General features: G+C 35.5%; 13 protein-coding genes. 7 read left to right on the top strand and 6 right to left on the bottom strand.

Features of this window, described 5'->3' with window-relative positions; all coding sequences use genetic code 11:
• Positions 1-34: 34 nt before the first annotated feature.
• From ACMDB5_RS02040 to hpt, 5 genes are all read right to left on the bottom strand, one after another.
• A complete protein-coding gene (locus ACMDB5_RS02040) occupies positions 35-2179 on the bottom strand; it encodes a S46 family peptidase (protein ID WP_413999359.1) in 2145 nt (714 codons plus the stop codon).
• A 177-nt stretch (positions 2180-2356) separates the two neighbouring features.
• Complete coding sequence (gene obgE, locus ACMDB5_RS02045; RefSeq protein ID WP_413999360.1) at positions 2357-3358, bottom strand: GTPase ObgE; 1002 nt, start codon at positions 3356-3358, stop codon at positions 2357-2359.
• 93 nt (positions 3359-3451) lie between these two features.
• A complete protein-coding gene (locus ACMDB5_RS02050; protein ID WP_413999361.1) occupies positions 3452-4726 on the bottom strand; it encodes a hemolysin family protein in 1275 nt (424 codons plus the stop codon).
• A gap of 82 nt (positions 4727-4808) precedes the next feature.
• Complete coding sequence (locus ACMDB5_RS02055) at positions 4809-5381, bottom strand: adenylate kinase (protein WP_413999362.1); 573 nt, start codon at positions 5379-5381, stop codon at positions 4809-4811.
• A 16-nt stretch (positions 5382-5397) separates the two neighbouring features.
• Positions 5398-5928 carry a hypoxanthine phosphoribosyltransferase gene (hpt, locus tag ACMDB5_RS02060; protein WP_413999363.1) on the bottom strand — a complete coding sequence of 177 codons (531 nt, stop codon included), beginning with the start codon at positions 5926-5928 and terminating at the stop codon, positions 5398-5400.
• Between the two features lie 223 nt (positions 5929-6151).
• On the opposite strand from hpt, the gene ACMDB5_RS02065 reads away from it, so the two are divergent.
• The 3 genes from ACMDB5_RS02065 to ACMDB5_RS02075 all read left to right on the top strand — a co-directional run bounded on the left by ACMDB5_RS02065 (position 6152) and on the right by ACMDB5_RS02075 (position 9991).
• Complete coding sequence (locus tag ACMDB5_RS02065) at positions 6152-7303, top strand: 5-(carboxyamino)imidazole ribonucleotide synthase (RefSeq protein WP_413999364.1); 1152 nt, start codon at positions 6152-6154, stop codon at positions 7301-7303.
• Positions 7304-7380: 77 nt separating this feature from the next.
• On the top strand, positions 7381-7869 hold the full coding sequence (gene purE, locus ACMDB5_RS02070; RefSeq protein WP_413999365.1) for a 5-(carboxyamino)imidazole ribonucleotide mutase: 489 nt from the start codon (positions 7381-7383) through the stop codon (positions 7867-7869).
• 94 nt (positions 7870-7963) lie between these two features.
• Positions 7964-9991: a M3 family metallopeptidase gene (locus ACMDB5_RS02075; RefSeq protein WP_413999366.1), complete on the top strand. Its 2028-nt coding sequence runs from the start codon at positions 7964-7966 to the stop codon at positions 9989-9991.
• A 65-nt stretch (positions 9992-10056) separates the two neighbouring features.
• On the opposite strand, the gene ACMDB5_RS02080 is transcribed toward ACMDB5_RS02075, so the two are convergent.
• A complete protein-coding gene (locus ACMDB5_RS02080) occupies positions 10057-10869 on the bottom strand; it encodes a hypothetical protein (RefSeq protein WP_413999367.1) in 813 nt (270 codons plus the stop codon).
• 138 nt (positions 10870-11007) lie between these two features.
• Between ACMDB5_RS02080 and gcvP the strand changes: the two genes are divergently transcribed.
• The 4 genes from gcvP to ACMDB5_RS02100 all read left to right on the top strand — a co-directional run bounded on the left by gcvP (position 11008) and on the right by ACMDB5_RS02100 (position 16764).
• Positions 11008-13857: an aminomethyl-transferring glycine dehydrogenase gene (gcvP, locus tag ACMDB5_RS02085; protein WP_413999368.1), complete on the top strand. Its 2850-nt coding sequence runs from the start codon at positions 11008-11010 to the stop codon at positions 13855-13857.
• 326 nt (positions 13858-14183) lie between these two features.
• The gene (locus ACMDB5_RS02090; RefSeq protein ID WP_413999369.1) at positions 14184-15242 is read left to right on the top strand and encodes a 3-oxoacyl-ACP synthase III family protein; all 1059 of its coding nucleotides are present in this window, start codon (positions 14184-14186) and stop codon (positions 15240-15242) included.
• 149 nt (positions 15243-15391) lie between these two features.
• Positions 15392-15916, top strand: coding sequence for a methyltransferase domain-containing protein (locus ACMDB5_RS02095; RefSeq protein ID WP_413999370.1), 525 nt, complete (start codon positions 15392-15394; stop codon positions 15914-15916).
• Complete coding sequence (locus tag ACMDB5_RS02100) at positions 15916-16764, top strand: glycosyltransferase (RefSeq protein ID WP_413999371.1); 849 nt, start codon at positions 15916-15918, stop codon at positions 16762-16764. The genes ACMDB5_RS02095 and ACMDB5_RS02100 overlap by 1 nt, the downstream gene beginning before the upstream one ends.
• Positions 16765-16811: the final 47 nt, after the last annotated feature.

Below are 16811 nucleotides of genomic sequence, written 5' to 3' on the forward strand. Positions count from 1 at the left end.
AAGTTTAGAGGCTTTTAAAATTTAAAACAATGGCTTATTTCACAATTGTCATTTCATCAATAATATGTTTAGCACCTGCATATTTATCAATTATCCAAAGTACATAACGAATATCTACACTAATTGTTCTTTGCAATTTAGCATCAAAAATAACATCACCAGCCATCGCTTCGATGTTTCCATCAAATGCAATACCAACAAGTTCTCCTTTTCCATTCAAAACTGGTGAACCTGAATTTCCTCCTGTAATATCATTATCAGTTAAAAAGTTCACTGGCATATGACCCGCTTTATCTGCGTATTGTCCAAAATCTTTCGCTTGGTTCAATTCTAATAATCGAGCTGGCAAATCAAATTCTTGATCACCTGCCTTATACTTTTTAACCAATCCGGTCATTGTTGTATAATTATTTACTTTTGCATCATTGCGTTTGTCTGCTGGCAAAGCACGTACTTTTCCGTAAGTCAATCTCAAAGTTGAATTGGCATCCGGATACTTTATTGCATTCATTTTAGACTCACGTAAACCTTCTACCAGAATACGAAATGATTTAGCGAAATCATCATCTGCTTTTAATTGTTCTGCAGATTTAGCTCTCATTTTTACACTCAAATCATTCGACACCACATACAAAGGATCATTTGCAATGTTTTCTGGTTTTGGATCTTTCATGAAAGCCAAAACACTTTCTTTATTAGCAAAAATACTTTTGGCAACAGCATTATTCACATAAGCTGTAAAATCACCTTTATTCTCTTCTTTTAATTTTGCAACAGTTTCAGGAAGTCCGTAAGCAGCCGCTTTTGAAGTATATAAATTTAATTGTGCTGTAAAAACATCTTTCTCTAAAGGAGCATAGAATTTCCCATAAACCGCATCAATAAATTGATTCAACTTAGGAAGCATTTCCTGTTTTTTTGCTTCATTTTCTTTATAATAACCAATTAATGCATTTCCTAAATTAGCAGGAACTGCACCATAAGAAGCCGTTCTCATCAATTGAGTTAAATAGCTATCATGGCTCGATTTTAAATTCGTGTCAGCATAATAGTTATTAATCGTAGCAATTACATTACCATATTTTTCTTTGTTTGCTTTCTTGTTAGCCCAAGCATTGAATTTGGTTTCTTGTTTTGCTTTCGTTTTTGCAGTACCAGCTTTAGTCAAAGCATCAATCATTCCTTGACGGTTTTTCCAGTAATTGGCAGTTGAAGCGTATTTAGAAGCATACTCTAAATTAACCGTTTCGTCTTTGTCCATGTACTCCTTCATTCTATCCATTCCTGTTTTTGCACCTTCAACCCAAGCAGGATAAGCAAATTTCACGTTTTGCTCAATTCCACCAGCTGGCATCCAACGGTTTGTACGTCCTGGATAACCCAAAATCATCGCAAAATCATTTTCCTCAACTCCTTTTAAGCTTACTGGCAAATAATGTTTTGGTTGCAAAGGCACATTGTCTTTAGAATATTCGGCTGGATTTCCATTTGCATCAGCATAAACTCTGAACATAGAGAAATCGGCTGTATGACGTGGCCATTCCCAGTTGTCAGTATCTCCACCAAACTTACCAAGACTTTCCGGAGGAGTTCCTACTAAACGAACATCCTTGTAATCTTGATAAACAAAATAGTAATATTCATTTCCTTGAAAGAAAGGACGAACAGAAACGGTATATTTTCCACCTTCACTATTTTCTTTTTCAATCAAAGCCGTTTCTTGCTGAATCGCTTTGTTTCTTTCTGTTTCAGTCATTTTATCATTTACTTTAGATAAAATCCTTTTGGAAACATCATCCATACGAACGAAAAAACGAACGAATAATGATTTTGGTTTCATTTCGGCACTTTTATCTTTAGCCCAAAAACCATTTTTTAAATAATTTTGCTCCTCAGATGAAAGCTCAGCAATCGCATCATAACCACAGTGATGATTCGTTAACACCAATCCTTCTTTAGAAACAATTTCGGCTGTACATCCACCATTAAACTGAACAACAGCATCTTTCAAACTATGATTATTGATACTATAAATTTCTTCAGCTGTAAGTTGCAACCCCATTTTTTCCATATCTCTATGGTTCAATCTTTCGATAAACATCAAAAACCACATACCTTCATCTGCTTTCACTGGGAAAGTCATTAGGCACATTGTTAAGAATAAAACTATTTTTTTCATAATTTAATATTTTTTGTGCTGCGAATATAAGTCATTTTCGCAATTTTAAGAACTCTTTGCCCGAAAAAACATTAACTAACCATCTATTTTTAATTCAATTTTACGGATTTAATAAATTATACGAATAAAAAAGGTGCTCTATTTCTAGAACACCTTTTTATCAAAAAATTTCATTATTTATTCATTCAACATATTCCATAATTTATCTTTCAACTCTGTCAGGCCTTGTTGAGCTACAGAAGAAATAAACATATATGGCACATCTTTAAAAGAAACATCTAGCTCTGCTTTTAGTTCTGCTTTTAATTCATCATCAAGCATATCGCATTTTGATATTACCAATAAACGTTCTTTGTCCAGCATTTCCGGATTGTATTTCGTTAATTCATTAACTAAAATATCGTATTCTGCTTTGATATCGGCTGTATCAACAGGAACAAGAAATAATAAAGTAGAATTTCTTTCAATATGACGCAAGAAATAATGCCCTAATCCTTTTCCTTCGGCAGCACCCTCAATAATCCCAGGAATATCAGCAATTACAAAAGACTGAAAATCTCTATAGGCCACAATACCTAAGTTTGGTTTTAAGGTTGTAAAAGGATAATCAGCAATTTTTGGTTTTGCAGATGTCAATACAGACAATAGTGTTGATTTTCCAGCATTTGGAAAACCTACTAAACCTACATCAGCAAGAACTTTCAATTCTAGAATTACATCCATCTCCAATCCCGGTAATCCTGGCTGAGAATACCTTGGAGTTTGGTTTGTGGAACTTCTAAAATGCCAGTTTCCTAAACCACCTTTCCCTCCTCTAGAAAGGATTCTTTTTTCGCCATGTTCGGTAACTTCATACAAGATTTCGCCCGTTTCCTTATCTTTCACAACAGTTCCTAGTGGCACTTCGATGTATTTATCTTCACCATCGGCTCCTGTACTTCTATCTCCACTTCCATCACCGCCATTACCTGCTTTGATATGTCGTGCAAATTTAAGGTGAAACAGCGTCCAAAGTCCTTTATTCCCTACAAGATATACGTGTCCTCCGCGACCACCATCACCACCATCTGGCCCACCTTTTTCAATAAATTTTTCTCTATGCAAATGCGTAGATCCTTTTCCACCTTTTCCAGATGAAACAAATATTTTTACATAATCTACAAAATTCCCTTCAGTCATCTTCTTTAGTTTCTGATTACAGGTTTTAGATTTTAGATTGAACAAAATTCAAACTATCATCAGCTAGCTACAATCAATTTTTATTTTTCTATTTTATTTTCGCAATGATTTAACCATTACTTTATCAATTATCACGCCATCCATATCAATGACTTCTAATTCAAATTTATGCCAAATTAATTTTTCGCCTTGCTTCGGAATACGAGATAACTCAGTCATTATCAAACCACTCACAGTAGTCACTTCGTAATCATTTATTAATTCGTCCAACTCAAAATAAGTCAAGAAATCGTGCAATGAATAATGTCCGTCTACCAACCAAGTTCCGTCTTCTCTTTCTACTAATTTAAAATCTTCCTTGTAAAAATCAGAAGCGTCACCCACTAAAGCTTCAAGAATATCATTCAAAGTAATTATTCCCTGAAAAACTCCGTATTCATCCGATACAAAAGCATAGTGAATTCCTGTTTCTTTAAATTTCTCCAAAGCCTTATACGCAGTGGTATATTCCATCAAAAAAGGAGCTTCGGTCATGATATCTGTTAAACTAAAATTCTCGTTCTCGAAATGCGCGAAAATATTTTTTAGATTAACCACTCCTACGATATCGTCATAATTCTCATCATACACCGGATAAATCGAGTGCAATTCTCTCAACATCATCTCCCTGACTTTTTCTTTATCAGAATGCAAAGACAAAAAAACCACTGATTTTCTATGGGTCATCAATGAATTTATTTTTCTATCACCAATGTGAAAAACACGCTCCACAATGTCTTGTTCTATTTCCTGAACTTCGCCCACTTCAGTCCCTTCTTTGATAATGGCTTTAATTTCCTCTTCGGTCACTTTGCCATCAGCCGTAGGCTTAATCTGCATTAGATTCAAGAGGAATTCGGTAGAATGTGTCAACATCCATATAAAAGGAGCTGTTATAATTGAAACTATTCTCATCGGCATGGCCACTGCTTTTGCAATGGATTCCGGATAATTCAAACCTATTCTTTTAGGCAACAACTCTCCTAAAACTAGGGAAAAAAATGTCAATATAACAACAACTATTCCTACGGCAAGACTGTTTGCAAAAGGCTTAAAAATTTCAAATGTCGAAACAAAAGCTTCCACATTTGAAGTTATCTTATCGCCACTGTAAATCCCCGTAAGAATCCCGATTAAAGTGATTCCTATTTGAACTGTTGACAAAAACTTATTGGGAGAATTTGCTAAATCTAAAGCTATCTTAGCATTCTTGTTCCCTTTTTTGGCGGCATTTTCCAATCTGTTTTTTCGTGCTGAAATCAATGCAATTTCCGACATCGAGAAAACCCCATTCAATAGAATTAGAAAAAGTATTATTAGTATTTCCATTATCTTGTTTAAGGTTTAAAGTTTAAAGTTTAATGCTGTTGGAGGACAACTTTAAACCTTAAACATCAAACAATTTTTTAACTTATAAATTATCAATAACCGCACTTAATCGCTCGGTAATTTCTTGAATAGTTCCTATACCATCTACAGCATAAAACTTATCTTGTTCTTTGTAATAACCCATTAACGGAGCCGTTTTCTCATTGTATTCTTGATATCTGTTGCGAATCTTATCTTCGTCTTGATCATCAGCTCTACCAGAAACTTTCCCTCTTTCAAGTAATCTCGCCACAAGAATCTCGTCATCAGCTTCTAAAGCAATAGTCGCAGTAATTACTTCGTTTTTTGTATCTAAAAAAGCATCTAAAGCCTGAGCTTGTGCAATTGTTCTAGGAAATCCATCAAATAAAAAACCTGCTGAATCCGGATTTTTTTCTACTTCACTTTGCAACATTTTAATAGTTACTTCATCTGGAACTAAATCGCCTTTATCCATAAAGGTTTGAGCTAGTTTTCCTAATTCGGTTTCATTTTTAATATTAAATCTAAAAATATCCCCTGTTGAAAGATGTGTTAATTTATATTTTTCTTTTAAAAACTCTGCTTGAGTTCCTTTTCCCGCACCTGGTTTTCCAAATAAAACAATGTTAATCATAATGTGTCTTTCGTAGTTAATCTTTTAATATATATACTTCTGGTAAATTTCTGCCCAAACCATCATAATCCAATCCAAAACCTACAATGAATTTGTCCGGAATTCGGATTCCAACATAATCTATTTTTACATCTTTCTTATAAGCCTCTGGTTTGAAAAAAAGTGTGGCTATTTTAAAATGTTTTACGTTTTGCTTCTTAAACAATTCTTTTAGCTCAACTATAGTATTCCCTGTATCTACAATATCCTCAATAATAACAACGGATCTTCCTGATAAATCTTGATTTAAACCAATTAATTGTTTTACCTCATTGGTTGAAGATGTCCCCTCGTAAGATGTCATTTTTATAAAACTTACTTCGCAAGGTTTTTTATAGCTTTTCATAAAATCAGAAACAACCATAAAAGAGCCGTTCAAAACTCCTACAAATACAGGAACCTCATCGGCAAAATCATCTTCTACCTGCTTTACCATCTTTGTTATTGCAAACTCTATTTCTTTGGCAGAAATAAACGGAACAAATTGTTTATCGTGAAGTTGAATCATTATTATCCTAATTTAAAATAATTGACAAATATACAGAATTCGGATTTGACAATTGATAATTGAAATTTAATTTATGCCTTTATACCTATATTTATTGTAAAAAAAATCCGAATCGAATTAAAACCGTTAATCATTCAACTAAATAAATTAGGCAGAAAATAAAATAGCATTTCCCTATTCGAGCATTATAAAGTATCTTTGCTCTTACTAAACACGCAACACAATGAATTATTTTTCTTCCGAATTTAAATTAGGAATTCTAGGCGGCGGACAATTGGGTAAAATGCTTTTGTTTGACACCAGAAAATTTGACATACAAACCTATGTTTTGGATCCAAGCGATGAAGCACCTTGCAAGATAGCCTGTAATCAGTTCTTCAAGGGCGATTTAATGGATTTTGAAACCGTTTATAATTTTGGAAAATTAGTCGATGTTTTGACTTTCGAAATTGAATTGGTAAATCTTGAAGCCTTAGAAAAATTAGAAGACGAAGGATTAAAAGTGTATCCTTCACCAAAAACACTGAAATTAATTCAGAACAAAGGCACCCAAAAGGATTTTTATACAGAACACGCCATTCCAACGGCAAACTACAAACGATTTGAAAACATAAAAAGCCTAATCATGGCTATTCTTGAATCTAGAATCCAATTGCCTTTTATATGGAAATGTACCGAATTTGGATACGATGGAAACGGCGTAAAAGTCATTAGACAAATCTCTGATTTGGATAATTTAGCCAATGTAGAATGCATTGCCGAAGAAATGATTCCTTTCAAAAACGAATTAGCCGTTATCGTTTGTCGCAATCCATCTGGCGATATGAAAACCTACCCGGTTGTAGAAATGGAATTTCATCCGGAAGCGAACCAAGTAGAATACGTAATTTGTCCTGCTCGCATTGATGATCACGTAGCCGAAAAAGCGCGAGCCATCGCATTAAAAGTTTCAGAAAAATTCAACCATGTTGGACTTTTGGCTGTCGAAATGTTTCAAACAGAAGATGACGAAATCCTAATAAATGAAGTTGCACCACGACCTCACAATTCCGGGCATTATTCTATTGAAGCCAGTTACACTTCTCAATTCGAAAACCATTTGCGCGCCATCCTTGATTTACCTTTAGGAAATACCGAAAGTAAAGTGGCCGGAATTATGGTAAATTTAGTTGGCGAAGAAGGTTTTTCTGGCGACGTAGTTTATGAAAATATCGAAAAAATATTAGGATGGAACGGTGTCACTCCACACATTTACGGTAAAAAACAAACACGCCCTTTCAGAAAAATGGGACATGTAACCATCGTAAATTCTGATATTGTAGAAGCAAGACGAATTGCCGAAGACGTAAAAAACACGATAAGAGTAATCAGTTAATTTGAAAAAACACAACCATTTGGAAATTTGAAAATGAGAAAATCATCAGATAGCCAAATAAACAAATACACGACAAAATGAGCAAAGTAGCCGTAATAATGGGAAGTATCTCTGATATGCCTGTAATGCAAGAAGCCATTGATATCCTAAAAGGATTTGACATAGAGACCGAAGTTGACATTGTTTCGGCACACAGAACGCCCGAAAAATTGTTCGATTTCAGTAAAAACGCCCACACTCGCGGGATTTCGGTAATTATTGCCGGAGCCGGCGGAGCTGCACATTTACCAGGAATGGTTGCCTCAATGTCACCGCTTCCAATAATTGGAGTACCGGTAAAATCGAGCAATTCTATCGATGGTTGGGACAGCGTTTTGTCTATTTTGCAAATGCCGGGCGGAGTTCCTGTAGCAACTGTAGCCTTAAACGGAGCTAAAAATGCCGGAATCTTGGCTGCTCAAATCATAGGAAGTCATGACAAAGCCGTTTTAGACAAAGTGATACACTATAAATTAGGACTAAAAGATGCGGTAATTATCGCAGCCGAAAGCCTACTCAAAAAGTAAACTTAAATCTATTAGAAATTAAGCCCCATTAAGGAGTTTAGAAAATTAATACCGTTTAATTCTCTAAACTCCTTAATAATTTAAAATCAAAACAATGAGCATCTTAACAACAGCATTCGTTACTAAATACGACACCACTCCTTTTTCGAAAATAAAAAACGAGGATTACCTTCCTGCTTTTATAGAAGGAATTGCATTGGCCAAAGCCGAAATAGATGCAATCGTTCAAAATAGCGACAAGCCTACTTTCGAAAATACTATTGAAGCTTTGGATTTCAGCGGTTATACGCTAGATCGTATTTCAAGTATTTTTTTCAATCTGAATTCGGCCGAGACCAATGACGAAATTCAGAAAATAGCACAAGAAGTTTCGCCTTTGTTGTCTGAATTTGGGAATGACGTACGCCTTAACGCAGAATTGTTCGCAAAAGTGAAAGCCGTTTACGAGCAAAAAGCCGCTTTAAACCTCAACCCGGAACAGACTACTTTACTGGATGAAAAATACAAGAGTTTTTCTCGAAATGGCGCCAATCTTACCGAAGAAAAAAAGATAAAACTTCGTGAAATAGACAAAGAACTATCAAAAACAAGCCTGAAATTTGGCGAAAATGTATTGGCAGAAACCCAGGCTTTTCAATTACACCTTACAGACGAAAAAGATTTATCCGGTTTGCCGGAAGGAACAATCGAAGCAGCTCGTTCTTTGGCCAAAAGCCAAGAAAAAGAAGGTTGGATTTTTACTCTAGATTATCCTAGCTACGTTCCCTTTGTTACTTATGCCGATAATCGCGAGTTGCGTAAAAAAATGGCAATTGCTTTTGGCGCCAAAGGTTTTCAAAATAACGAATTTGACAACCAAGAAAACGTGCTTAAAATTGCGCAACTTCGTTTTGACCGAGCACAGCTTTTAGGCTATGCCACTCACGCTCATTTTGTCCTCGAAGAACGCATGGCCGAAAGCCCTGAAAAAGTTTTGACTTTTGAAAATGATTTATTGGCCAAAGCCAAACCAGCAGCTCTTAAGGAATTTGCCGAACTGACCGCTTTCGCCAAAAAACTAGACGGAATCGATCAATTAGAAAAATGGGATGGCGCTTATTATTCTGAAAAATTGAAACAAGAATTATTCAATTTGGACGATGAAAAACTGAAACCTTATTTCCAACTCGAAAAAGTTTTGGATGGTGCATTTACCACAGCACAAAAATTATACGGACTTACTTTTGAAGAAAGTTTTGAAATTGACAAATACCACGAAGAAGTAACTACTTATGAGGTAAAAGACATCGACAATAATCTGGTTGCTATTTTCTATGCCGATTTTTTCCCAAGAAAAGGAAAACGAAATGGTGCGTGGATGACTTCGTACAAATCGCAATTTGTAAAAGGCGGAATTAATGAAAGACCACATATTTCTATTGTTTGCAATTTCACAAAACCGACAGAAACCAAACCGTCACTTTTGACCTTTAATGAAGTAACTACTTTATTTCATGAATTTGGCCATGCTTTACACGGCATGTTAGCCAACACGACTTACCCAAGTTTATCCGGAACTTCTGTTTATTGGGATTTTGTCGAATTGCCTAGCCAGATTATGGAAAACTGGTGTTACGAACCGGAAGCCTTGGCCTTATTTGCATATCATTATCAAACAAATGAAATGATTCCGATTGAATTGGTGCAAAAAATCAAGGAAAGTTCTAATTTTCAGGAAGGAATGGCAACGATGCGCCAGTTGAGTTTTGGCCTACTGGACATGGGATGGCACGGACAAGACCCAACAAATATAAAAAACATCAAAGCTTTTGAAACGGAGCAATTTGCCCAAACGCAATTGTATCCTGAAGTAGCAGAAAACGCGATGAGTACTTCATTTTCTCATATCTTTCAAGGCGGATATTCATCTGGATATTACAGCTACAAATGGGCCGAAGTACTGGATGCCGATGCTTTTGAATTTTTTAAAGAAAAAGGAATTTTCAATAAAGAAGTTGCTGATAAATTCAAAGACAACATCCTTTCCAAAGGCGGAACCGAACATCCAATGATTCTTTACAAACGATTCAGAGGTCATGAACCGAATAATGAAGCTTTGTTAAAAAGAGCGGGATTGATTTAGATTCCAGATCATAGAATTCAGATTTAAGATATAGACCGAAGTGGAGACGCTTCGGTTTTTTTATATTAAAAAAATACCACCATCAGCCACCAAAAAATAGGAATACTTTCGACCCAAAAAGAAGTGTAATATTTGGATCTTTTTTCATTGGCAAAAAGCAAAAAGGAGGAAATGGCAACCACTAAGACTACATTTACAATCAGCTGCTTTTCGATAAAATTTATTTTCAAGAACTCTAAAAAATAAAAAGGAAGCAACAATAACAATCCGAGTATTTTAGTTCGCTTCACTCCTATTTGTTGCGGCACGGTTTTTAAATGGGGATCGTCATTGGCCAAATCCAGAATTTCAAAAATCAGGATCAAAACAAAAATCAATATAAATCGTTGAACGCATTTGAGATAAAAATCGGATCCAAGATCAGCATGTGCATTAAGCAAAGGCAACGCCAGCGTAACTCCTACCCAGCATAAAGACACAATATAGATTTTTACACCTGCCCAGTTTCTGGCATTCTTTCTATTTGGAAAGAAAGGCAAGGTATACAGCAGGGTTAAGACTAAAAACAGAATGGAAACTATTTGGGTAACTAACTGCAATTGGAGAAAATAATACCCTACTCCAACTAATGAAAACAAACTCAACAATGCAATTAATTTAATTTCATTGCTCATTTGACTTTTTTGGATTCTAGCCAAAGTATGGTACTTCACAAAATTATAACCCACGATGGTTCCCAAAAAAGCAAAATTAGCCATCGGTTCATCAGCAGGAAGATGAAACATAAAATGAGTCATTCGTACTAATGCATAAACAGACAAAGCCACATGAATGCTACTTCTGATATAAAAATCAAAGACTTGCTTAAAACGAATCATCAAACAAAATTAATCAATTGTGGGCAATTTCGTTATTTAGTTTAAAAATAGATGAAAAATCAGGGTCAAAAACCCTTATAAATTATTAATAATACTTAATTTTGCACCACTAAAAAAACACAACATTACTACACTTACATGAAAACAGATGCTTTTGCTTTAAGACATATTGGTCCAAGAGAGAATGACCTTCAACATATGTTACAAACTATTGGAGTTGAATCTATTGAACAACTTATCTATGAAACACTTCCGGATGACATTCGCTTAAAAGCCCCCCTAAATCTAGACCCTGCAATGACGGAATATGAATATGCGAATCATATTCAGGAATTAGGTAAAAAAAATAAAGTCTTCAAATCATATATCGGTTTAGGGTATCACCCAACGATTGTTCCTGCGGTAATCCAAAGAAACGTTTTTGAAAACCCAGGATGGTACACGGCTTACACGCCTTATCAAGCTGAAATCGCTCAAGGTCGTCTAGAAGCTATCTTGAATTTCCAGACAACTGTTATTGAATTGTCAGGAATGGAAATTGCCAATGCTTCTCTTCTTGACGAAGGAACTGCAGCTGCCGAAGCTATGGCTTTATTGTTTGACGTTCGTACTCGTGACCAAAAGAAAAACAACGTAAACAAATTCTTCGTTTCTGAAGAAATTTTACCTCAAACATTATCTGTTTTACAAACTCGTTCTACTCCAGTAGGAATTGAATTAGTTGTTGGTAACCACGAGACTTTCGACTTCTCAACTGAATTCTTCGGAGCAATCCTTCAATATCCTGGAAAATATGGTCAAGTAAATGACTATGCTGGATTTATTGCTCAAGCAAAAGCTAACGAAATTAAAGTGGCTGTTGCTGCCGATATTTTATCATTGGCTACATTAACATCTCCGGGAGAAATGGGAGCTGCCGTAGTGGTAGGAACAACACAACGTTTTGGTGTACCAATGGGTTACGGTGGACCTCATGCTGGTTTCTTCGCAACTAAAGATGAGTACAAACGTTCTATGCCAGGAAGAATTATCGGGGTATCTATCGATGTCAACGGTAACCGCGCCTTGCGTATGGCTTTAGGAACTCGTGAACAACACATCAAACGTGAAAAAGCTACTTCAAACATCTGTACCGCTCAGGTTTTATTAGCAGTTATGGCTGGTATGTATGCTGTTTACCACGGACCAACTGGATTGCAATACATTGCTAACAAAGTTCACGCATCTGCAGTAACTACTGCGGAAGCTTTAAATAAATTAGGCGTTAATCAAACTAACACCGCTTTCTTCGATACTATTCTTGTAAAAGCTGACGCTGCTAAAGTGAAAGCTATTGCAGAAAGAAACGAAGTAAACTTCTTCTATGCTGATGCTGATACGATTTCAATTTCGTTAAACGAAACTACTTCTGTTTCTGACATCAACCAAATCATTGCTATCTTTGCTGAAGCTACAGCGAAAGAAGCTTTTACAGTTGCTGAATTATCAACTGCAAGCCAATTACCAGCTTCATTAGAAAGAAAATCTACTTTCTTAACAAACGAAGTTTTCAACACTCACCGTTCTGAAAGCCAATTGATGCGTTATATCAAAAAATTAGAGCGCAAAGATTTATCATTGAACCACTCTATGATCTCATTGGGTTCTTGCACAATGAAATTGAACGCAGCTTCAGAAATGTTGCCTTTGTCTATGCCAAATTGGAATGCAATTCACCCATTTGCTCCAATTGAACAAGCTGAAGGTTACATCACGATGCTTAAAAAATTAGAGCAACAATTAAATGTTGTTACTGGTTTTGCTGGAACTACATTGCAACCAAACTCTGGTGCTCAAGGTGAATACGCTGGTTTGATGGCTATTCGTGCTTACCACTTATCTCGCGGTGACAACCACAGAAACGTATGTTTGATTCCATCATCGGCACACGGAACAAACCCTGCTTCTGCTGCTATGGCAGGAATGAAAATCGTTGTTACAAAAACGACTCCTGAAGGAAACATTGACGTTGAGGATTTGAGAGCTAGAGCAATCGAGCACAAAGACGATTTATCTTGTTTGATGGTAACTTACCCTTCAACACACGGAGTTTACGAGTCTTCTATTATCGAAATCACTCAGTTGATCCACGACAACGGAGGATTAGTTTACATGGACGGAGCAAACATGAATGCTCAAGTAGGTTTGACTAACCCAGCAACTATTGGTGCTGACGTTTGTCACCTTAACTTACATAAGACTTTCGCTATTCCTCACGGTGGTGGTGGACCTGGTGTTGGACCAATCTGTGTGAACGAAAAACTACTTCCTTTCTTACCATCTAACCCTATCGTAAATGTAGGTGGAGAACACGCAATCACTGCTATTTCTTCTGCTCCTTACGGATCTGCATTGGTATGTTTGATTTCTTACGGATACATCACTATGTTGGGTGCCGAAGGATTAAAATCTGCTACTGAACACGCTATCTTGAATGCAAACTATATGAAAGCACGTTTAGAGAAACACTATCCGGTATTGTATTCTGGAGAGTGCGGAAGAGCTGCTCACGAAATGATCTTGGATTGTCGCTCATTCAAAGAAAACGGAATTGAAGTTGGTGATATTGCTAAGCGTTTGATGGACTATGGTTTCCACGCTCCAACAGTATCTTTCCCGGTTGCCGGAACTTTGATGATTGAGCCAACTGAATCTGAAGATTTAGCTGAATTAGATCGTTTCTGTGACGCTATGATCTCTATCAGAAAAGAAATCGAAGTAGCTACTGCTGACGACAAAAACAACCCATTGAAAAATGCTCCGCATACATTAGCTATGCTTACAGCTCAAACTTGGGAGTTTCCATATACTAGAGAAAAAGCAGCTTACCCATTGGAATACATTGCAGACAATAAATTTTGGCCATCTGTTCGTCGTGTTGATGATGCTTATGGTGATAGAAATTTAATATGCTCTTGTGCTCCTATCGAAGCTTACATGGAAAGCTAAATCATTTGAAATAAACAAAAAAAGCCTCGTCATTATTAAATGTACGAGGCTTTTCTTATTATCCACATACCAAATCACCTCTATTTGTTTCTAAAAAAAACAATCTCACCTCTAGCTAAACTCAATTTTTTATTTAAATTGCCCCATTGAATATGTCTAAAGACATTGAAAATAAAATTAAATAGATTTGAATAATTCATTAAAAAATTATCAGTAATTTAGCTGAAAATGCAATATTTCATAATTATATGCATGCATAGCAAATAAGCTGGTTGTAATAATTATTTTATCTTTACATTAGCCTAAATTTTTTGGAAAACAAACCGATGAAAATAAAAATAACTGGAATAGGAAGCTATATTCCTGAGAAAAAAGTAAGCAATACAGACTTTGGAGATCACGTTTTTTTGAATGAAGATGGAACCCCTTTTGGTTATCCGAATGAGGTGGTCATCAAAAAATTCAAAAGCATAACCGGAATTGAACACAGACGCTATGCTGAAAACAATTTAAATTCTTCCGACCTCGCATTTTTCGCATCCCAAAAGGCAATAGAAAATGCTGGTATTGATCCTGAAACTATAGATTATATTATTTTTGCACATAATTTTGGGGATGTCAAATGTGGAACTACACAATCTGATATGCTTCCAAGTTTAGCCACGCGTGTCAAAAATAAATTACAAATAAAAAACCCAAAATGCGTTGCTTATGATATCCTTTTTGGATGTCCTGGCTGGATTGAAGGCGTTTTACAAGCAAATGCTTTTATCAAATCAGGCATGGCAAACCGTTGTTTGGTTATTGGTTCTGAAACTTTATCCAGAGTGGTTGATGAGCATGATAGAGATTCTATGATTTATTCTGATGGCGCTGGTGCCGCGATTGTGGAAGCATCCGATGATGAAACTGGTATGCTTTCGTACGAAAGCGCAACCTATGCTATGGATGAAGCAAATTATTTGTTTTTCGGAAAATCGTACAATCCGGATTTAGATCCAGATACGCGTTATATAAAAATGAATGGCCGTAAAATTTATGAATTTGCATTAAATAACGTCCCTATAGCTATGAAAAGTTGTTTGGAGAAAAGTGGTATTGCTATTGATGATGTTAAAAAAATTCTCATTCACCAAGCCAATGAAAAAATGGATGAGGCAATCATTCAACGCTTTTACAAATTACATGACAGACCGGTTCCGCAAGATATTATGCCAATGTGTATTCACGAGCTAGGAAACAGCAGTGTAGCTACGGTACCCACACTTTTTGATTTATTAATTAGAGGCGAAATAAAAGATCAGAAAATCAACAAAGGCGACATACTGTTATTCGCTTCTGTTGGTGCAGGAATGAACATCAATGCCTTTGTTTACAGGTATTAGTTTAAATATAATTCTGAAAATCATACTCAAAAAGTCCACAGTAAAAACTATTTTTTAACTGTGGACTTTTCATTTCTATCTACAATAAAAAACTGCAAAAGAAGAAATATATCTTTGTACCTTTGCAACCTTATTATATCAGTAAAAAAATGTACGAAAAAACGTTTCCAAATAAAAGATTCAAACACACTTTAGAATTTTTAAACAAACACATTTCAACAACGAATACTATTTTAGACTTAGGTGTAGAAAACCCTTTTTCTAAAATCATGAAAGCCGAAGGATTTTCAGTTAAAAACACCAACGGAGAAGATTTAGATATCGATCAATCTGTTTTTTCAACGGAAACACCAGATGTTGTAACTGCTTTTGAAATATTCGAACATTTACTGAATCCTTACACTATTTTAAGCGAAATAAAATCAGACAAACTTTTTATTTCTATTCCATTGCGACTGTGGTTTTCATCAGCGTATAGAAGCAAAACAGATATGTGGGACAGACACTACCATGAATTTGAAGATTGGCAATTAGACTGGTTGCTTGAAAAAACAGGATGGAAAATTGTCGCAAGAGAAAAATTCACTCATCCAGTTAAAAAAATCGGTTTTCGCCCTTTATTGCGTTATTTCACAAATAGGTATTATATAGTTTATGCCGAAAAAATAAAATAATGAACTACTATATAGTTATTCCTTCTCATAACGAAGAAAAGCTCATTTCACTCACCTTACAATCGCTAGTAGAGCAAACTGTTTTGCCTAGCAAAGTTGTAGTAGTAAATGATAATTCAACTGATAAAACTGCCGAAGTCGTACTGGCTTTCGCAAAAGAAAATCCGTTTATATCATTGGTGGAAAAAAAATCTAGTGCGATCCATTTACCGGGAAGCAAAGTGATTCAGGCGTTCCAAAAAGGTTTTGAAACCTTGGATGACAATTACGACCTAATTGTAAAAATTGATGCCGACTTGATTTTTCCGAATAATTATTTCGAAACCATTATCCAGCATTTTAAATCAGACAATTCAATTGGTATGGTTGGAGGCTTTTGTTATATTGAGAAAAATGGCGAATGGATTTTAGAAAATCTAACAGATAAAGACCATATTCGCGGAGCCTTAAAAGCGTACAGAAAAGAAACTTTCAAACAAATTGGCGGTTTAAAACCTCAAATGGGCTGGGATACAGTTGACGAATTACTTTGTAAATTCTACAATTGGAAAGTAGTTACTGATGCTTCTTTAAAAGTAAAACATTTAAAACCTACTGGTGCCAATTACAACAAAACGGCTCGCTATAAACAAGGCGAGGCTTTTTATACTTTAGGTTACGGTTTCATAATTACCGCCATTGCCTCGGCAAAACTGGCAATGATGAAGAAGAAACCTTTGCTTTTTTTAGATTACATAAAAGGATTCTGGAAAGCCAAATCAGCTAAAACGCCAATTATGGTAACCAAAGAACAAGCAAAATTTATTAGAAACTATCGCTTAAAAAAAATGAAAGAGAAGCTTTTCTAAGGAAAACCAACAACTCATTATTCATAACTCATAACTATTTTTGTAAT

The sequence above is a fragment of the Flavobacterium sp. W1B genome (genome assembly GCF_047344965.1).
Lineage (GTDB): Bacteria > Bacteroidota > Bacteroidia > Flavobacteriales > Flavobacteriaceae > Flavobacterium.

Coding starts and splice junctions, on each gene's coding strand:
- ACMDB5_RS02055 (WP_413999362.1), bottom strand. CDS start 5,381: ATGATTAACATTGTTTTATTTGGAAAACCAGGTGCGGGAAAAGGAACT.
- gcvP (WP_413999368.1), top strand. CDS start 11,008: ATGAAAACAGATGCTTTTGCTTTAAGACATATTGGTCCAAGAGAGAAT.
- hpt (WP_413999363.1), bottom strand. CDS start 5,928: ATGATTCAACTTCACGATAAACAATTTGTTCCGTTTATTTCTGCCAAA.
- ACMDB5_RS02080 (WP_413999367.1), bottom strand. CDS start 10,869: ATGATTCGTTTTAAGCAAGTCTTTGATTTTTATATCAGAAGTAGCATT.
- ACMDB5_RS02050 (WP_413999361.1), bottom strand. CDS start 4,726: ATGGAAATACTAATAATACTTTTTCTAATTCTATTGAATGGGGTTTTC.
- ACMDB5_RS02095 (WP_413999370.1), top strand. CDS start 15,392: ATGTACGAAAAAACGTTTCCAAATAAAAGATTCAAACACACTTTAGAA.
- ACMDB5_RS02040 (WP_413999359.1), bottom strand. CDS start 2,179: ATGAAAAAAATAGTTTTATTCTTAACAATGTGCCTAATGACTTTCCCA.
- ACMDB5_RS02090 (WP_413999369.1), top strand. CDS start 14,184: ATGAAAATAAAAATAACTGGAATAGGAAGCTATATTCCTGAGAAAAAA.
- purE (WP_413999365.1), top strand. CDS start 7,381: ATGAGCAAAGTAGCCGTAATAATGGGAAGTATCTCTGATATGCCTGTA.
- obgE (WP_413999360.1), bottom strand. CDS start 3,358: ATGACTGAAGGGAATTTTGTAGATTATGTAAAAATATTTGTTTCATCT.
- ACMDB5_RS02065 (WP_413999364.1), top strand. CDS start 6,152: ATGAATTATTTTTCTTCCGAATTTAAATTAGGAATTCTAGGCGGCGGA.
- ACMDB5_RS02075 (WP_413999366.1), top strand. CDS start 7,964: ATGAGCATCTTAACAACAGCATTCGTTACTAAATACGACACCACTCCT.
- ACMDB5_RS02100 (WP_413999371.1), top strand. CDS start 15,916: ATGAACTACTATATAGTTATTCCTTCTCATAACGAAGAAAAGCTCATT.